Annotated in this window: 12 protein-coding genes; 6 read left to right on the plus strand and 6 right to left on the minus strand. The window is 44.8% G+C overall.

What is annotated here, in order from left to right; translation table 11 throughout:
* Window positions 1–153: 153 nt before the first annotated feature.
* Window positions 154–3,534, minus strand: a complete 3,381-nt coding sequence (treS, locus tag QUA36_RS02030; RefSeq protein ID WP_333455244.1) for a maltose alpha-D-glucosyltransferase — start codon at window positions 3,532–3,534, stop codon at window positions 154–156.
* Window positions 3,535–4,016: 482 nt separating this feature from the next.
* On the opposite strand from treS, the gene QUA36_RS02035 reads away from it, so the two are divergent.
* Entirely contained in the window at window positions 4,017–4,247 is a 231-nt protein-coding gene (locus tag QUA36_RS02035; RefSeq protein WP_333159172.1) for a photosystem II protein, Psb35-related, read from the plus strand.
* A 141-nt stretch (window positions 4,248–4,388) separates the two neighbouring features.
* On the opposite strand, the gene QUA36_RS02040 is transcribed toward QUA36_RS02035, so the two are convergent.
* Window positions 4,389–7,352 (minus strand): AAA family ATPase, encoded by a 2,964-nt coding sequence (locus QUA36_RS02040; protein ID WP_333455246.1) that lies wholly within the window; start codon window positions 7,350–7,352, stop codon window positions 4,389–4,391.
* Between the two features lie 276 nt (window positions 7,353–7,628).
* Between QUA36_RS02040 and QUA36_RS02045 the strand changes: the two genes are divergently transcribed.
* From QUA36_RS02045 to QUA36_RS02055, 3 genes are all read left to right on the plus strand, one after another.
* The gene (locus tag QUA36_RS02045; protein ID WP_333455248.1) at window positions 7,629–9,044 is read left to right on the plus strand and encodes an MBOAT family O-acyltransferase; all 1,416 of its coding nucleotides are present in this window, start codon (window positions 7,629–7,631) and stop codon (window positions 9,042–9,044) included.
* 5 nt (window positions 9,045–9,049) lie between these two features.
* Window positions 9,050–10,057 (plus strand): DUF459 domain-containing protein, encoded by a 1,008-nt coding sequence (locus QUA36_RS02050; protein ID WP_333455250.1) that lies wholly within the window; start codon window positions 9,050–9,052, stop codon window positions 10,055–10,057.
* Window positions 10,058–10,333: 276 nt separating this feature from the next.
* Window positions 10,334–12,109 carry a hypothetical protein gene (locus QUA36_RS02055; protein WP_333365388.1) on the plus strand — a complete coding sequence of 592 codons (1,776 nt, stop codon included), beginning with the start codon at window positions 10,334–10,336 and terminating at the stop codon, window positions 12,107–12,109.
* A gap of 108 nt (window positions 12,110–12,217) precedes the next feature.
* Here the strand turns inward: QUA36_RS02055 and gloA are convergent, their stop codons facing one another.
* From gloA to QUA36_RS02075, 4 genes are all read right to left on the minus strand, one after another.
* Window positions 12,218–12,646: a lactoylglutathione lyase gene (gene gloA, locus QUA36_RS02060; protein WP_333455252.1), complete on the minus strand. Its 429-nt coding sequence runs from the start codon at window positions 12,644–12,646 to the stop codon at window positions 12,218–12,220.
* Window positions 12,647–12,756: 110 nt separating this feature from the next.
* Window positions 12,757–13,269, minus strand: coding sequence for a cupredoxin domain-containing protein (locus tag QUA36_RS02065; protein WP_333365381.1), 513 nt, complete (start codon window positions 13,267–13,269; stop codon window positions 12,757–12,759).
* Between the two features lie 19 nt (window positions 13,270–13,288).
* Window positions 13,289–15,544, minus strand: coding sequence for a heavy metal translocating P-type ATPase (locus QUA36_RS02070; protein WP_333455254.1), 2,256 nt, complete (start codon window positions 15,542–15,544; stop codon window positions 13,289–13,291).
* A 36-nt stretch (window positions 15,545–15,580) separates the two neighbouring features.
* Window positions 15,581–15,775: a heavy-metal-associated domain-containing protein gene (locus tag QUA36_RS02075; RefSeq protein WP_333159158.1), complete on the minus strand. Its 195-nt coding sequence runs from the start codon at window positions 15,773–15,775 to the stop codon at window positions 15,581–15,583.
* 322 nt (window positions 15,776–16,097) lie between these two features.
* Here QUA36_RS02075 and QUA36_RS02080 point away from each other — a divergent pair, with 322 nt between their 5' ends.
* Complete coding sequence (locus QUA36_RS02080; RefSeq protein WP_333159156.1) at window positions 16,098–16,817, plus strand: DUF305 domain-containing protein; 720 nt, start codon at window positions 16,098–16,100, stop codon at window positions 16,815–16,817.
* A gap of 347 nt (window positions 16,818–17,164) precedes the next feature.
* Window positions 17,165–17,362, plus strand: coding sequence for a hypothetical protein (locus tag QUA36_RS02085; protein WP_333455256.1), 198 nt, complete (start codon window positions 17,165–17,167; stop codon window positions 17,360–17,362).
* The last annotated feature ends 72 nt before the right edge of the window (window positions 17,363–17,434 follow it).

The following is a 17,434-nucleotide window of genomic DNA, read 5'->3' on the forward strand; positions in this document are numbered from 1 at the left end:
TTTCTTTGTAGAAGAGCGAATTATATTCGCCGATCAAATCGTTATCCAAGCAGATTTGGTGTCATGTAAGGTGCGTGACTTTCCAGCATCTCGCTGTTAATTGAGGAACTAAAAAGTCACGCACCCTAACGAGTATAGATAAACCCGCCCTTATTAATTCAGCAATTGTAGAATCCGCTGAAGCGGAATTTCCGCCCAATCCAAGCGGTAATTCAGTTCGTAGGCTAGCTCGGCAACCGCTTTTTCCAAAATGTAAGCATCCAGCAAAACTTGTAGTTCCGGTATAGATTTGGGCAAGAAACTTGCATCGGCTGCTGTTACCAAATAGCTGTTAAGAAAAGTGAGGCTAACCCAGCGGTGCCAAACGTTCGCCCACTGCTGCATCTCCGGGAGATTTTCAGGGCGAATCATGCCGCTTTCTACTTCATTGCGGAGTGCCAAAGTAACAGCGTAACTCAAAGATTGCAGCATTCCCGCAACATCTCGCAGGGGCGACCTCTTCATCCGCCGCTCGCTTAAGGGTCGATCGCGTTCTCCTCCGAAATCAATAATTACGAAGTCTTTGCCTGTATAAAGAACTTGCCCAAAATGAAAGTCCCCGTGACAGCGAATTCTATCGGCGGTGATTCTCAAGTTCAAAATAGACTTGAAACGTTCCATGAGCAAATCTTCGCGGTTGAGGAGCGTCTGCGCCGATTTTTGTATTTCTGGCGGCAGTTTGGACAGCCGTTTTTTTAGCTCCAGCAAAGTTCTTCCGGCCAGATTTCTCATGTGTTGATAAATGGAACGCTGGTAAAAGGAGGTGAAGCTTTCAGGGGCAAAAGCGGGATTTTCTGTGTCAGAAGCTAAAGCGAGGTGAAGTTCGGCTGTCCGCTTACCTAAAAGTTCGGCTGATGCTAAGTAAGAGCCGATGAGTTCGCGAGCTAATGGCGGAATTTCTAGGGATAAATCCGCTACTAGCGAGTTTGGCTGCCGCTGCGTTTGTCCGGTCAAAGCGCTCGGTAAATAATTTTCGGGGGAAATAGATAAATTTTCGCCGGAATGCTTTGCTTCTACTGTCATTACTTGCTCGAAATAGTCACGCAGTGTGTCTAATGTATAAGACCAAGCATCTACGCTGTCGGGGATTAATTTTTGTAGGATTCCGACTGTAAGGACTTGTTGTGCTGGTGTGTGATATTCCAATGCTCCGGTAATTGGAGCGTAGTGTTGGATCGAGTTGCGCTCTGTTAAAAAGCGTCCGATTTCTAATTCAGGGTTAATTCCTTCCTCGACTTTTCGCAATATTTTTAGGACGAAGCGGTCGCCGTAACCTGCAGATGTATTGCTTTGTTCTTTTTTGAACAGGTGAGGTTCGAGCTGCGCTAACTCTTCTTCTGATTTGAATGCACTGTCGGCAATTCCTAGCAGTTGACCTGCCACACCTGTGTAACTGCGAGAATTGGCGATCGCCCCCAGCAGCGAGCTCAGAAAACCTTTCTCCCCAGCAGCATCAAATAGTATGCCGACTTCCTTGTTGGTTTCTGGGAAGTGCAGGCGCGCGATCGCCCGATCGTCCACATCACCTTTCATCTCTTCCCAACCTAAAGGCAAAACGTAAGTTTCCGGCATACCTTCAGTATAATTCAACAGCAAGAACAGAATGTAAACTTGAGATTGCTCCCCCGCACTATCTTTACATTCAACTGGTACAACATCACTTATTTCTAATGATTGAATTGTCCTGTCTGTACCGCTATACCAGCGATGGCGTCGCAGGTATCCCGGCAAAAGATTGAGCAGCATATCGCTTAACTGACTTGTAGCAAAAGCAGTTTTCCAATTGCCAATCACCGCTAAACTAGGCAAGTCTGTATGATGACCGTGCGACGAAAAATCTTCATTTTTAACAGTAAGAGTAAACCAGTAAAACGTGTGAGGACTCAAGCACAAAAAGTAAGGCAACTCGCCAACAGGAGGAAACTCCGTGCGGCCGAAAATCTCCACGGGAACAGCACCTTTAAAAGGCGCAAGGTCTAATTCTGCCGTCTGGACGAAGCGCGACAAATTAGCCACTACGAGGATGTGTTCGTCTTGATAAGTGCGTACAAAAGCTAAAACTTTGCGGTTTTCCGGGTACAGAAACTCGCAAGTCCCGCGACCGAATGCTTGGAAGCGCTGCCTAATTGCAATTAGGCGTTTCATCCACCACCAAAGAGAACTAGGATTCGCCCGCAGCGCTTCCACGTTAATAGATTCGTAGTGATATTCAGGGTCAACAATTGGCGGTGCGTACAGCCGCTGCGGGTTAGCACGGCTGAAACCGGCATTGCGATCGCCACTCCACTGCATCGGAGTTCTCACCCCGTTGCGATCGCCCAAATAGATATTGTCTCCCATGCCAATTTCATCGCCGTAGTAAAGCACCGGCGTACCCGGAAGAGACAGCAGCAAAGCATTCATCAACTCGATGCGGCGGCGGTTATTTCCCATCAAAGGAGCCAAGCGGCGGCGGATGCCCAAATTAATTCTCGCCTGAGTGTCTTGAGCGTAAACCCGATACATATAATCTCGGTCTTCATCACTCACCATTTCCAGCGTCAATTCATCATGATTCCGCAAAAATAATGCCCACTGACAATTATTGGGAATATGTGGAGTTTGCTGGAGAATGTCGCTAATTGGGAAGCTATCTTCCATATGCAAAGCCATAAATAAACGTGGCATCAGCGGAAAATGAAAGTTCATGTGACATTCATCCCCATTAGCGTAATATTCAACCGCATCCTCCGGCCACTGATTCGCCTCAGCCAGCAGCATCCGGTTCGGGAATTTCTCATCTACGTGCTGCCGCAATTGCTTCAGGAATTGGTGAGTTTCTGGCAGGTTTTCGCAGTTAGTACCTTCGCGCTCGTACAGGTAAGGCACCGCATCCATCCGCAGTCCGTCTACTCCCAGGGCCAACCAGAAATCTACCACATCTAAGATGGCTTGGCGGACGGCGGGATTGTCGTAATTCAAATCGGGTTGGTGGGAATAAAAACGGTGCCAGTAATAAGCTTTTGCTACCGCATCCCAAGCCCAATTAGAGGTTTCAAAATCTTTGAAAATAATCCGAGCATCTTGATATTTTTCCGGCGTGTCGCTCCACACATAAAAATCTCTTTCGTTACTGCCTTTTGGGGCGCGGCGCGCTCGCTGAAACCAAGCGTGCTGATCGGAAGTGTGGTTGACGATTAACTCAATAATGACTCGAATTCCCCGCTCGTGCGCTGCTTCTAAAAGGTCTTTAAAATCCTCTAAGGTGCCGTAAATCGGATTAACCGTAGTATAGTGAGATGTATCGTAGCCGTCGTCTCGGAGCGGCGACGGAAAAAATGGCAGTACCCAAATTGCTGTTACTCCCAAGTTTTGCAGGTAATCCAGTTTTTCTGTCAGTCCTCTAAAGTCGCCGATCCCGTCTGCATTGCTGTCTGCAAAAGCCCGAACTGGTACTTCGTAAATAATCGCGTCTTTGAACCACAAGGGGTCGTCATTTAACATTGAGTTGGGCATGATTTGTAGCGATGATTGGTAATTAGTAATTTGTACTTAAAATTTGGTAATTGGGATTTGTTAGTTCCCATCCAAACCGATAAATCATAACTCATAATTTGACCGCAATTCCTCATGCCAGCGGCAGACTTTTAATCGTAATTTATTAACGCAAAACTTATAATTTCTTAACTATAAAATCTCAAAAATCTGTTTTGCTATTTCGGATACAGTTCACAATCCGGGTACTGTGCTAGCTACCGATGCGCGGTGCACACCCTACCAAGGCGTGTCAACTTAAGCCTGAAACCCCTCTGTATCTCTCGCTAGTAGCCCAGTCTAGATCCCTTGTTGACACTAAGCACACCCTACAGACTCAGGATTAGGTGCGGTATTTACTACCTGCCGGACGGTTGCCACGACATTACAGTACCTTGACGTTGATTACTAATTTTCGTTACATTAGTTTACATAAAGCAACAAAAGTTAAGGAAAAAGCAAATATGGCTATTGTAATCGCTCTTTTAATCGTCGGTTGGGTCGCAGCCTCAGTAATTGGCACTCAAGCATATTTCCTTGGGGAACAGTCAAAGCCCATCCACGAGCGGAATTGGAACGATGATTCTTTTGAAAAATTGGCTGTAGCAATCACAGCAACAGAGATGGATTACAGCGTTCGCGTTCCCGCCTACAGCATGGATGCTTACGGCAGCAGCACCATCTCGAATTATTGATATCAAGTAACAGGTTTCACCATTTTCAATAACAGGCAGGATGCCTATTCCTAATTTTCAATAACAGGCAAGATGCCTGTTCCACAAGAAGACTTATTATTTGTGGAACAGGCAAGATGCCTGTTCCAAACTATTCGGCAACTACAAACTGTTACCTGTCAGCGCTGGGCGAGAATCTTTTTTGCGAAATTGCAAAGAGTTATTTTCGCAGTCGATCGCAATTGTATCTCCCTCGACAAACGCATTTTCCAGAATCTTGTTAGCCAGCGGGTTTTCCAACTCCCGCTGGATAGCGCGTTTCAAGGGACGAGCGCCGTAAACCGGGTCGTAACCGACATCTGTGATATGGTTTTTCGCCGCATCCGACAGTTCCAAAGTGATTTTTTGCTCGGCCAACAAACGCTCGATCCGCTTGACTTGAATGCTGACAATTTGCCGCAGTTCGACCTTGCTCAAAGTGTGGAACAAAATTATCTCGTCCACCCGATTGAGAAATTCCGGCCTGAAGTGCGATCGCAGCGCTGTCATCACCCGTTTTAACATCTGTTCGTACTCTTGGTCTGTCTCCCGGTCTTGAGTCAATAAATTTTCATTTTCGCTCTTGTTTTCAGTCTTGTGTTCAGTCTTGTTTTCACTCTTAGTTACAGTATCAACATCGACTCGCTCGGCCGACACCTCAACGGTACCATCGGCAGCCACTTTATAATCTGTCTTTTGACTTGACAAATCTTTCGTTTCCTGCTTCCGACTCGCAGGTTTTTTGACGGTTTTTTCCTTCTTAGTAAACACGTCTAAAATGTGGTCGCTGCCGATATTGCTAGTCATCACAATTACGGTATTTCTAAAGTCAACCACTCGACCTTGAGAATCGGTAATTCTGCCGTCATCCAACACTTGCAGCAAAATGTTAAATACGTCCGGGTGCGCTTTTTCCACTTCGTCAAACAGCACTACCGAATAAGGATGTCTCCGCACAGCTTCGGAAAGTTGTCCCCCTTCATCGTAACCGACATATCCGGGAGGAGCTCCTACCAACCGAGAAACGCTGTGCTTCTCCATGTATTCCGACATATCGATACGGACGATCGCATCATCGCTGTCAAACAAAAACTCCGCCAAAGCCCGCGCTAACTCAGTTTTTCCGACGCCTGTGGGGCCCATAAACAAGAAAGAGCCGATCGGCCTCCCCGGATCTTTCATACCCGCCCTAGCGCGCCGAATTGCCGCCGCCACGGCTGTTACAGCTTCCTCTTGACCGATGACTTTTTGGTGCAAATGTTTTTCCAATTGCAGCAATTTTTGGCGTTCGGATTCTAACAACCGGTTAACCGGAATGCCCGTCCATTTGGCGACAATTTCCGCAATATCGCCCTCAGTAACTTTTTCGCGCAGCAGGGAAGAACCTTGAGCTTGCTGTTTCAAAAGTTCCGCTTCTTTCGCTTCGCGATCGCGCACCGCCGTTTCCAACTTGCCGTACTTTAACTGTGCGGCTTTATTCAAATCGTAAGCCCTTTCTGCTTGTTCGATTTGGACTCGCAATTGGTCTTCTTCTGCTTTCAATTTATTGATTGCATCCAACAACTGCTTTTCGCCCAACCACTGAGAGGACAATTTTTCCTGCTTAACTTTTAAAATGTCAATCTCAGATGTGATGCGTTCGACGCGGAAGCCGAGCCCAGGGGCTAGAGCACCTTTGCCCTCGCCTTCGATCGACAATTTTTCCATTTCCAACTGCATCACCCGGCGGTCAATGCCTTCCAATTCCACAGGTTTAGAGGTAATCTCCATTTTCAAGTGGGCGGCCGCTTCATCTACAAGGTCGATCGCCTTGTCCGGCAAAAAGCGATCGGAAATATAGCGAAAAGACAGAGTTGCAGCAGCTACCAGGGCCGAATCAGTAATTTTTACCCCGTGGTGGCGTTCGTAACGGTCTTTCAATCCGCGCAAAATCGAAACAGTATCTTCAACGCTGGGTTCGCCGACAAATACTTGTTGAAAGCGACGTTCCAGTGCAGGATCTTTTTCAATATTCTTGCGGAATTCGTCGAGAGTTGTAGCGCCGATACAGCGCAATTCACCTCTCGCCAACATTGGTTTTAACAAATTTCCCGCATCCATTCCCGAACCGGAACTGCCACCGCCACCAGTCCCGACAACCGTGTGCAATTCGTCAATAAATAGGACAATTTGCCCGTCGGAATCGATGACTTCCCGCAGGACAGACCGCAATCGTTCTTCAAATTCGCCCCGGAATTTTGCCCCAGCAATTAAACTGCCCATGTCGAGGCTAAATAGCTGGCGATTTTTCAAAGATTCCGGTACGTCGCCGTTGACAATTCGCTGGGCTAAACCTTCGGCGATCGCAGTTTTTCCGACTCCGGGATCGCCAATTAACACCGGATTGTTTTTTTGACGACGGGAAAGAACTTGTACCACGCGGCGGATTTCCTCGTCGCGGCCGATTACTGGGTCGAGTTTGCCGGCTTTGGCGGCTTCTGTCAAATCGCGGCCGTACTTGCTGAGGGCGTCGGAGTTAGCTTCGCCATCTTGATCTTGCGCTTTAGCGCTGCTGCGGCTGCCTTTCCCCGTTTCGGAATTTTTTTCTTGGGCTTTAGCGGTGGCGCGGACTAATTTGATTGCTTCTTCGAGTTTTGGTCGATCGAGTGTACCGGCTGGGGGTTTGCGATCGTAACCTGGGCGGCCCGGCGGCCCGTCGCCTTTTGTCAGCAACCTGCGGCCGACTCGTTCGTCTTCTACTAAACCAATTAATAAATGTTCAACGGCGATAAAATTATCTTGCCAAGTCGCCCTGGTGGCCTCGGCAACATCTAACATCACTTCTAAGCCGCGGCCGAGGTATAGTTGGTCAGCGTTGGCAACTCTGGGCTGTCGTTTGGCAAAAGCATCTAACTGCTGGGCGAAGCGGGGGGCATCAACTCCAGCTTTGCTGAGAATGCTGTTGGCCTGGCCTTGCTGTTCGAGAAGGGCGATGGCTAAATGTTCAACCTCTAGCTGCTGATTGGCAAAGCGGCGGGCTACATCCTGGGATTTGACAATGGCTTCCCAGGCTTGATCTGTAAATTTGCTAGGGTCTGTTGGCTGCACGTTGGTTCCTCGCAATCAAGGGGATTCCTGTTGTTATCCGTTAATACATCGTCTCATAACCATCATAATCTTTAAACAGGATTATGAATTTCTGAGTGCGGTTAACTAAGGCGGAAGTTATAACCTAATTGACCTGTTGCAAAAGCTTACAGTCGGCAATCCACCCCGAAATTTGGTGCGTTCAGACCGACTAGGGCGATTCCCTTCGGGATAGGTTCGCTGGCCGTACTTATAAAAATATTGCCAGAATCAAGATTTTTTAGCAACTGAAAATTTATGCTATTTCCCACTTACCAATTTTTAGTATTTTTCCTAATTGTTTTTAGCGCGATCGTCTCGGTGAAACCCCAAGTAGATTTGTATAAAATTGTCTTGTTAGTTTCGAGTTTATTATTTTATTCCTTTTGGAGTTTAGACTTTCTATTGCTGCTTATTTTATCGACACTCTACAATTATATCATTCTCCGGGTTCTCTGCAACAGTAAGTATAAAAAAATTGCTTTAATCTCCGGTCTAATTTTCAACATTGGCTATCTCGGCATCTTTAAATATTGCAACTTCTTTGTAACTTCTTTATTTGAGGTACTGAACCAGCTACAAATTCCAGCCAACTTTCCAGTTTTGCAAATAATCGCCCCCGTCGGCGTGTCTTTCTACACTTTTAGAATGATTTCTCATTTAATCGACTGCTACCAGCAAAAAATCCCTTGTCCAAAATTTGTAGACTATGCCACCTACATTACCTACTTTCCCCAAATTGCCTCCGGGCCAATCTCGCGAGCCCGCGAATTTTACTCGCAGTTAAATTCACCTAAAAAATACGACTATCAAATCGAAGAAGTTATAGTCTTGATTTTGTCGGGACTATTCAAAAAATATACTTTATCGAGCTTTTTGTTTAACTTCACTCAACTGCCATTCACAGTCCCCCAGCAGTATAGCAGCATCGATTTAATCCTCGCGGCAATTTCCTATTCCTGTTTAATTTACGTAGATTTCAGTGGCTACTCGGATTTAGCCAACGGCATCTCCTGTTTGCTGGGTTTTAAACCCATTGCCAACTTTAATATGCCATACCGATCGCTCAGCCTGCAAGAATTTTGGAAAAGGTGGCACATCAGTCTTTCCGAGTGGCTGAGGGATTACGTTTACTTTCCCTTTGGCGGCAACAAATACGGCAAGTTGAGGAAGTACCTCAATCTCTTTTTAACAATGGCGATCGGTGGATTGTGGCACGGCGCAGGTTTAAACTTTATTTTCTGGGGAGCAATTCACGGTTTAGGATTAATTGTCAACCATTTATGTAAAGATCTCCCCCAAGCTATCCACTTTAAATTAGACTATGCCTTTCCCAGATTGGCTAAATTTTGCAGTTGGCTGCTAACATTTACTTTTGTTACTTGTAGCTGGGTATTTTTCGGCACTCCCAACTGGGAAACGGCGGTGAGTTTTTTTGAAGGAATTGTCAATCCTGCGGTAGCCACTTTTCAATTTAACTTTTGGCAATTGTATTTAGTAATTGCAGTCATTGGCACGATCAACTTGTGGGGCGATCGCATCTCCGAACTATTGCAAACCGTATTGTCATTAAAAAACATTTTTTTTCGGGTTGTCTTAGTTTCGCTGCTCGTGTATACTATCTTGATGTTGGGGCCAAGTACCATGCCGCCTTTTATTTACTTTAATTTCTAAGAAATATGAAAGACCGGGAAATTTTGCTGATTGTTACTTCTGTAATTCTCACTTTAATATTTTCAAACTTATCATTATTTCTAAAAAGCTTTGCTTCAACTCCTTTCGCCAGTCCAGAAATCAAAGAAGCAGCGCGCCAGATCGAAATAGACGGTTTCAGAAAATCAGAACAAGATTTTTGGAGCAAAATTAAAGATATTAACTTCGATAGCCTCCCCAAAGAAGCAGAAATTCCTCCTGTCAAAACCGAAACAAAAGCTGCCGTTGAACCCCCAAAGCCTGCTAATCCTCAAAAACAAACTCCAGTTAAAAAACCAACCTCAGTTAAAAAAACAACTCCAGCTAAACCCAAACTGACCATACCTTATCGCAAATTTTTATTTATTGGAGATTCGGTAATGTTCGACTTAGGAATTCAACTCCAGTACACTCTTAAGAAAAAATACAATATCGCCGATACCAAAATAGACTATAAGGTCTCGACTGGATTAAATCGGATAGATTATTATGATTGGTATGCCAGAACTCGCCAAATTCTTAATAATTACCAGCCGGATGTAGTGATAGTTTTGTTCGGAGCAAATGATCGTCAAAATATCATTGATTCTCAAGGAAAAGGCCGCGCTGTCCTGACCAAGGAATGGCAAAAAGCTTATCAAGAAAGAGTTGAAAGATATGCCAAGTTACTGGATTCGTCATCCGTCAGAAAAGTGTATTGGGTCGGTCAATCGATCCCTAACAAATCTCCGTATCTCAAAGCTTTTCCCATCATGAACGATATTTATAAAAATGCCAGCAAATCTTCATCCAAAATCGAATTTATTTCTACTTGGGACACTTTTGGAAAAGCCGGAAAATTTGTTCCTGTAATGGCTAATAAATCTGGTAAGCGAGGCTATGTAAAAAATAATGACGGCTTGCACTTTACATCCCACGGAGCTCAAATTATCAGCGACTTAATCGTTGACAAAATGGTGAGCGACAAAATCTTAAAAGATCCGACAAAAAAATGACTTTAGTAGGTTGAGTTTCGTGGCAAAATCTAAAAGTGTGACATTTGACCAATTATTGCTAAATAATATATTGAGTTCGGGACGCACATTGGCCTTGATCAACTAGGTTTATAGGAAAAATCTAGGCTTGAGTTATAATAAACTTACTCGTGAAACCGGGTTGATAACTCCCTATGCGTCCAAGACTAATATTGACAAAAAGCCATAGTAAATGTAATGCTGAATTCAGCATCCAACAACGGCCTCCATATCTAGCAATTGTCATGGCGACAAATTATGACGAGCAATGTGTGGAAACTCGATCGCACTAACATCCCTGAGTCAAGGGGGTGCAGCGGCACAGCACTCATCTTCCTTCTCACTAAATATACTCAACCTTGGCAAAGAATAAACCTAGTTGAAAAATTCCTGCAACAGTGCGGCATCGAGCCTTTTGCTGAAGTTTTGGGCGTACCCAACAGCGGAATATTCAGAGAAAATATACCGCAAGCCGTCAGAAAACCGCATCCGAATTTGCTGTTTCGGGCTTTGGCAATTCAGGCATTGGGGAATGTGCGAGAGGGGCTGATATCAAGTGAGAGAGAAGCTAGAGCAAGTGATTTTAGCAAAAATCTGCTGGCGGCGTTAGAACAGGAAGCGCGAGGGGGAGCGACTCCTTTAATTCGGTGGTCTGCGGCTGTTAGTATTAAGTCAATTTGGTTGGATGAAGCAGGCCAATGGCAAGGCAAGGAAGGTGCTGTCAATGCCACAATCAATGCAGAGGAAATTGAGCGACGGGTTGTAGAAGAGCAAATTCAACTATTAGCAAGCAACAAAATTGCTTTAGGTGACAGCAGCAGACATGACAGCCACAAGGAATATGAGAATTGTCTCGATTTTTGGGTGTACGGCCCTAGCTGGCTGCTGCCCAGTCTGCCAATGGATTGCGAAGAATATCTGTTTTGGATCGATCGAGTATTTGCTGCGATCGCACTTACGGGCCCGTACAAATTGAATGCTGAAAACGATGCAGCGGTAACAAACTTTTTGGAAGTTGCAGAAAATAATTTTAATGACTGGGAATTCTCTAAAATACTTGCCAAAATTTTTGAGTTCCTGCACCACCCGGAAGCGAAAGTAAAAAATCTAGCTACAATTATTTTAGAACCTTACAAAGATAAGCTAGACCGAAAATCGGCGCAGATTATGACAGCGCTGGTATATAAATTTAAGGTAAAATATCAGCCCTTAGAATGTCTGACTCTTCCCGAAATAGAAGAGTACAAAGCGTCACTGTATTTCGGTCAAATGGAAATTGACGACTTGTATGGTGAGGCTTTGTCGCTGTGTGGCGATCGGGATGTCGAACTCGCAAGTTTATTGTCAGCTACACAAAGGGAATCCCAAAATACTCTAGAGGAGCATATCAACAATCTCAGCAAGTTAGTTAAGTCAATCATAAATTGCCAGAGGTTGTTAGATGCTAATAGGGAACTTTTGTATTTGACTGTAGATCGGCTAGAAAAATGGGATTACACTCTAGACAATAAACTGGCGGCGCACCGCAAACAAATCCAAAACCTGAGCTTGGATAAAAGTACATCCGAGCAGTGCATAAACCTGGACAATGAACTCAATTATATCAGAGATGCTTTGCAGCATACTTTGTATGAAATCACCTCAAATATTAACAGCCAAATTAGAGAGTTAGAACTTTCTGCGTCCAAAAATAGCAAGACTGCAACAGATATGTTTAAGTGGACGTGGCTATTATTCAGGGTGGGTTTTTCAGTAGGGCTGTTTTTGTATTTATCGGATTTAGTGATTAAGTGGATATTCGCGGTCAGCTACACAAGCGAATTTTTAGTTTATTGGACTATTTTATTTAGTGTGATAGTAGTATTTTTGTTAGTATTATCTGTATTTTTTTCTGGGATCGCTGCTTTAAACCAGCGCCGAGAATCTAAATTACTTCCAAAATTTGATAGCTTAAGCCAAATAGGGAGCAGTTTTTCTATATTGTGGCAAAAAATTTATTTGCAACAGTTTGTACCGTCGGTGCGATCGCATTAAAAGTTTCAGTTGACAGTTGACAGTTGACAGTTGTGGGTACGACTGTTGTCAAAAGGAAAACGGAAGAGGGAAGATAGTTTTTCCTTCCCCTTCCCCCTCTTAAGAAATTTAGGATGCGGTTGTTGCTGCTACTTTCTGGGTGTTGCTACCTTGATTTGCCAGTTGAATTAATTCAACTTTATATCCATCTGGATCTTGCACAAAAGCGATGACTGTTGAACCGTGCTTCATCGGGCCGGGTTCGCGACTAACTTTACCGCCGTGAGCTTTAATTTCTTCGCAAGTACCGTAAATGTCATCAACGCCGATCGCAATATGACCGTAAGCATCACCCAAATTGTACTCTGTGACGCCCCAGTTGTATGTTAACTCCAAAACTGTAGTGTCTGATTCATCGCCGTAGCCCACAAAAGCCAGAGTAAATTTACCGTCTGGATAGTCCTTTTTCCGCAGCAATTTCATGCCCAGAACCTCGGTGTAAAATTTGAGGGACTCTTCCAGGTTGGCGACTCGGAGCATCGTGTGTAGTAGTTGCATTTAGCTCACTCCAAATTTTTTAAGCTTTAATCTATTTTAGCGATTTCTTGCTGAAAAAACTCGCGCCTCAACCGTCGCAATTGCCACAGGTTGATAACTGTCTATTTGATTTAGCTTTGTACTTCCACCACACCCCTAAACATATTCATGCCGCAAGTAAATAAGTATCGTCCAGGTTTTTGAGGGGTGAATTCAACAGCCGTCACCTGATTTAGAGGTAATTCGCGCACAATGTGAAAATCTGGTAACAACACTTTTTCCAGACAACTGTTGGGGTCGCGCCTCAAGAAATTGAGCCGGACTAATTTACCTGCTTTCACAACTACAGTGGCAGGCTCATAACCCCCGTCTACAGTAATAGTCAACTCTTGTATCCCCTGAATATATTCAGCTTTCTGCCCTTTAGCTTTACTGAACAAAAACCACCACAATTCCAAACCTATTAATGTCAAACCACCTATTGTTACGCCAACTTTTAAACCTAGTGGCTGTTCAATGCTGCGGAATTGAGTCGTTGAAGTAGAATGCGGGACGGACATTTCGGCAGCTTGAACTCCCGATGCAATTCCCATCACAAGTCCTAAACTCGCGAGACTTCCCCAAAATTGACGATGGTGTAACATTTTTCTCATTCCTCCAAATTTATGCACTAGATTTGGCTTGAAAGTTCCGTAATCGCAAAGCATTAGTAACTACAGAGACTGAACTGAAAGCCATTGCTGCACCGGCGATAATTGGATTTAGCAGCCAGCCAAAAATGGGGTACAAAATTCCCGCCGCGATCGGTATTCCAGCGATGTTATAAATAAACGCAAAAAACAGATTTTCGCGGATGTTCCGCATGGTGGCGCGGGAAAGCTTAATTGCTGTAACTATGCCTTGCAAATCTCCTGAAATTAAGGTAATGTCGCTGGCGGCGATCGCCACATCTGTGCCGGTGCCGATCGCAATTCCCACGTCTGCTAAGGCCAAAGCCGGTGCATCGTTAATCCCATCTCCCACCATCGCGACAATTTTTCCTTCCCGTTGCAGGGCTTGGATTTGAGCTGCTTTTTGGTCGGGTCTAACTTCCGCAAAAACGCGAGTAATGCCCACGGATTGGGCGATCGACTCTGCAGTCGCGCGATTATCTCCAGTCAGCATCGCCACCTCCAAACCAAGTTTTTGAAGCGCTTTCACGGCCTGCGCTGACGAGGGTTTGAGGGCATCAGCAATGCCCAGAATTGCCTCTATTTTGCCCTCTACAGCCATCCAAACAACCGTTTTGCTTGCAACTTCCAAAGCTCTCGCCCGCAGTTCCAGATATTCAGTATCGCAGCCGAGTTCCTGCATCCACCTCAGCGTTCCCAGGGCGATCGACTTTCCGCCTACAACCCCTCGTACACCACTCCCGGCGATCGCCTCAAAATTCTTAACATCCGTCAAATTTACCTCTTGGGATTGAGCATATCTAACAACAGCTTCCCCCAAAGGATGCTCCGAATTTCGCTCTACAGACGCCGCCAATTGCAGCAACTTTAACTCATTGCTGTTCGCCGTTCCTTTAATGGTCACAAAATCAGTTACAGTCGGCTTGCCTTCTGTGAGAGTTCCAGTTTTATCTAACACGATAATTTGAATTTGGTGAGCCAATTCTAAACTCTCGGCTCCTTTAATTAAAATCCCGTTTTCTGCACCTTTCCCAGTTCCCACCATCACAGCAGTCGGAGTCGCCAAGCCCAAAGCACAGGGACAGGCAATAATCAGCACTTCCACCATTGTTACGATCGCCAAAGTGATATTTCCAGTCGCGTTAAACCAGATAATAAAAGTAGCTAAAGCGACGGCAATTACTATGGGAACAAACCAACCAGTCACTTGGTCTGCTAACTTTTGAATCGGTGCTTTTGAACCCTGTGCGTCCTGCACCATCTTGACAATTTGAGCTAAAAATGTATCTTTGCCAACTCTTGTCGCCCGAAACTGGAAGCTGCCAGTTTTGTTAATTGTGGCTCCGATAACTTCGTCGCCAAGCTGCTTTTTGACAGGCAAACTTTCTCCCGTAACCATTGCTTCGTCTACCGTCGAAGCCCCCTCAATTACATCTCCGTCTACGGGGATTTGCTCGCCCGGCCGCACCTGCACGACATCGCCAATCTCCACTTGGGCGATCGGCACTTCCAACTCTTCCCCGTTGCGAATTATCCGAGCAGTTTTTGCTTGCAAACCCATGAGTTTGCGAATGGCCTCCGAAGTCTCTCCCTTCGCCCGATTTTCTAGGGTTTTCCCCAACAAAATTAAGGCAATAACGCTGGCGGCAACTTCGTAGTAAACGCCAGAATTTAAACCTTGGGCTGTGAATAAGCCTGGGAAAAATGTCACAAATACAGAATAAAAGTAAGCAGCACTTGTACCCAAGGCAATCAGAGTATCCATTGTTGCCACCCGCCGTTTTAGGGATTTCCAAGCTCCCACATAAAACGATTTCCCGCACCAAAATTGTACGGGGGATGTCAGGACTAATTGCAGCCAATAATTGTGCAGCCACGCGGGAATAAATGGCAGGTGCAAGCCGGTCATCGCTGGAATAGCGCCCACAACTAGCAGGATGCTGATGATACCTGCTGTCCAGAGTTTTCGCTGCAAGGTTTGAGATTCCGATTTGCGATCGGCTTGTTCGGAATCATCCTCTGGCGCCGCCATTTCTTGAAGCGGCAAAGCTTCGTATCCCGCATCGTCAACCGCCGATTGAATAGTTTCTAAGTTGGTTTGCTGGGAGTCGTATTGGATGGTTGCTTGTTCCATCCCAAAATTGACATGACACTCAAGTACGCCGGGAACAGATTGAATGGCTTGTTCGATAGATGAAGCACAAGAAGCACAACTCATGCCCCGCAATTTAAGTGTGAGATTGTCCATAGATCCCCTCCTAAATTAGACAATTACCTTCTGTCTTTAAATAGCTGGATAGCCAGCAGATGCGATCGCTTTCCTAACTTCACTTTCTGACTTAGCTGTTTGAATCGTGACCAATTTTGTCTTGAGATCGGCCTCAACTTTTGAGGCTGAGTCAATGGCTTGGACTGCTTTTGTGATTGTAGTCGCACAAGCAGAACAAGCCATCTTAGGAACTTTTAGCTGTAAAGTCATAATTTCAACCTCAGCAGAAACTACTCTGCTCAATCAATGAATTAACTCCATTGTAAAGTCTCCAGTCCACAGGAGAGTCAAGGGGAATTGTAAAATAAATCAGGAATTATGAAAAAAGTGGTTTGACACGCTACCCATAGGCGTAAGGCGCGCACTGCGTACCCTACATAATCAGGTTCAAGTGAGTTCTGTAAATCTTAACTTTGAGTGCGATCGAGGGCAGAGCAATAATTCTTTACAAGTTCGCCGCAAAAATTTCATCCTAATTTCATTTATATGTGAAAAACTGAAAATAAATGGCCGTTTTAAGGATATAAGCTCTATGAAACCAATTTCATTGAAAACAGGCTTTGCAGCACTGATGTTGACCGCCACAGCCGCTTTAACCAGTGGAGTGCTTGCAGCTTGTTCAAAAGCCCCTTCCAGTGAAACTCAAGCCCCAAACGTTACGGCTGCAACCGAAGCAAACAACAAGCAAAACGTGGCACAAGGCGGCGGCATGGGTGGTATGAATCATGGCATGAATCACGATATGTCAATGGATTTAGGCCCGGCTGATGCCGACTACGATTTGCGATTTATTGATGGCATGACAGTACACCATCAAGGTGCTGTAAACATGGCTCAAGATGTGCTTAAACAATCCAAACGCCCGGAAATGAAAAAACTTGCGACTGATATAATTGCTGCTCAAAACCGCGAAATAAATCAAATGAAAGAGTGGCGAAAAGCTTGGTATCCCAAAGCCAGCAGTACGCCGATGGCTTATCACGCTCCAATGGGTCACATGATGGCAATGACTCCCGAACAAATGCAAAGCATGATGATGAGCATGGATTTAGGGGCCGCTGACGACCAATTTGACTTGCGATTTATCAATGCGATGATTCCCCACCACGAAGGAGCTTTAGTGATGGCTGAAGATGCTTTGAAGAAGTCAAAACGCCCGGAAATGAAGAAATTGTCTCAAGAAATTCTGACTTCGCAAAAGCAAGAAATTGAGCAAATGAAACAGTGGCGGCAAGCTTGGTACAAACAGTAATTTAGCTCACCTCAACAAAACGTGACCCACATCCCGAAAATGAGTGACATTAATCACAGTAGCTCAATAGTTAAGAAAATACTTGGTTCACAAAAACAAGAAATTGAGCAAATGAAAAAGTGGCGACAACCTTGGTAGACAAAGTAATGTAGCTCGACTGTGGCTGTCAGCATTTGTCTGACTCCACCTCAGTTTTCTGAGATTACCTAAACATACTGTAGATAATTGAGTAGCCCTACCTCTAAAGTAGTAGAAGTTACGTAAGAATACTGTAGACAATGGATAAGCCCTACCTCTAAAGTAGTAGATAGGTCAGCAAAAAGCTATATAGATAGAGAGGGTAGTTTATGATATTGAATACATTGGAATTAAACAGCACTTATAAATCAAATGCAGCCGTAGATGAGCTACTGAGCGCATTGACAAACGAAATTGAAGCCCAAGCAGAGATAAAAAAACCGGAAAAAAATCTACAGCAAAATCGCTTGTCATTAGGCGAAACTTATCTTCGTATTTTAGAAGCTGGTGGGCATCTGGGCTGCTGATGCGAAATTTCATCCTAATTTCATTTGACCGTGAAATACTAGGTTGAGTAGAGCATTTCTAGCTCTTGGTCA

Origin of the sequence: Microcoleus sp. Pol10D4 (assembly GCF_036701555.1) — a bacterium.
In the GTDB taxonomy this organism is placed as follows: Bacteria; Cyanobacteriota; Cyanobacteriia; order Cyanobacteriales; family Microcoleaceae; genus Microcoleus.

Bases quoted from the DNA above. Each gene is read 5' to 3' on its own strand.
- treS (WP_333455244.1), bottom strand. From the start codon at position 3,534: ATGCCCAACTCAATGTTAAATGACGACCCCTTGTGGTTCAAAGACGCG.
- QUA36_RS02035 (WP_333159172.1), top strand. From the start codon at position 4,017: ATGGCTATTGTAATCGCTCTTTTAATCGTCGGTTGGGTCGCAGCCTCA.
- QUA36_RS02045 (WP_333455248.1), top strand. From the start codon at position 7,629: ATGCTATTTCCCACTTACCAATTTTTAGTATTTTTCCTAATTGTTTTT.
- QUA36_RS02050 (WP_333455250.1), top strand. From the start codon at position 9,050: ATGAAAGACCGGGAAATTTTGCTGATTGTTACTTCTGTAATTCTCACT.
- QUA36_RS02055 (WP_333365388.1), top strand. From the start codon at position 10,334: ATGACGAGCAATGTGTGGAAACTCGATCGCACTAACATCCCTGAGTCA.
- gloA (WP_333455252.1), bottom strand. From the start codon at position 12,646: ATGCAACTACTACACACGATGCTCCGAGTCGCCAACCTGGAAGAGTCC.
- QUA36_RS02065 (WP_333365381.1), bottom strand. From the start codon at position 13,269: ATGTTACACCATCGTCAATTTTGGGGAAGTCTCGCGAGTTTAGGACTT.
- QUA36_RS02070 (WP_333455254.1), bottom strand. From the start codon at position 15,544: ATGGACAATCTCACACTTAAATTGCGGGGCATGAGTTGTGCTTCTTGT.
- QUA36_RS02075 (WP_333159158.1), bottom strand. From the start codon at position 15,775: ATGACTTTACAGCTAAAAGTTCCTAAGATGGCTTGTTCTGCTTGTGCG.
- QUA36_RS02080 (WP_333159156.1), top strand. From the start codon at position 16,098: ATGAAACCAATTTCATTGAAAACAGGCTTTGCAGCACTGATGTTGACC.
- QUA36_RS02085 (WP_333455256.1), top strand. From the start codon at position 17,165: ATGATATTGAATACATTGGAATTAAACAGCACTTATAAATCAAATGCA.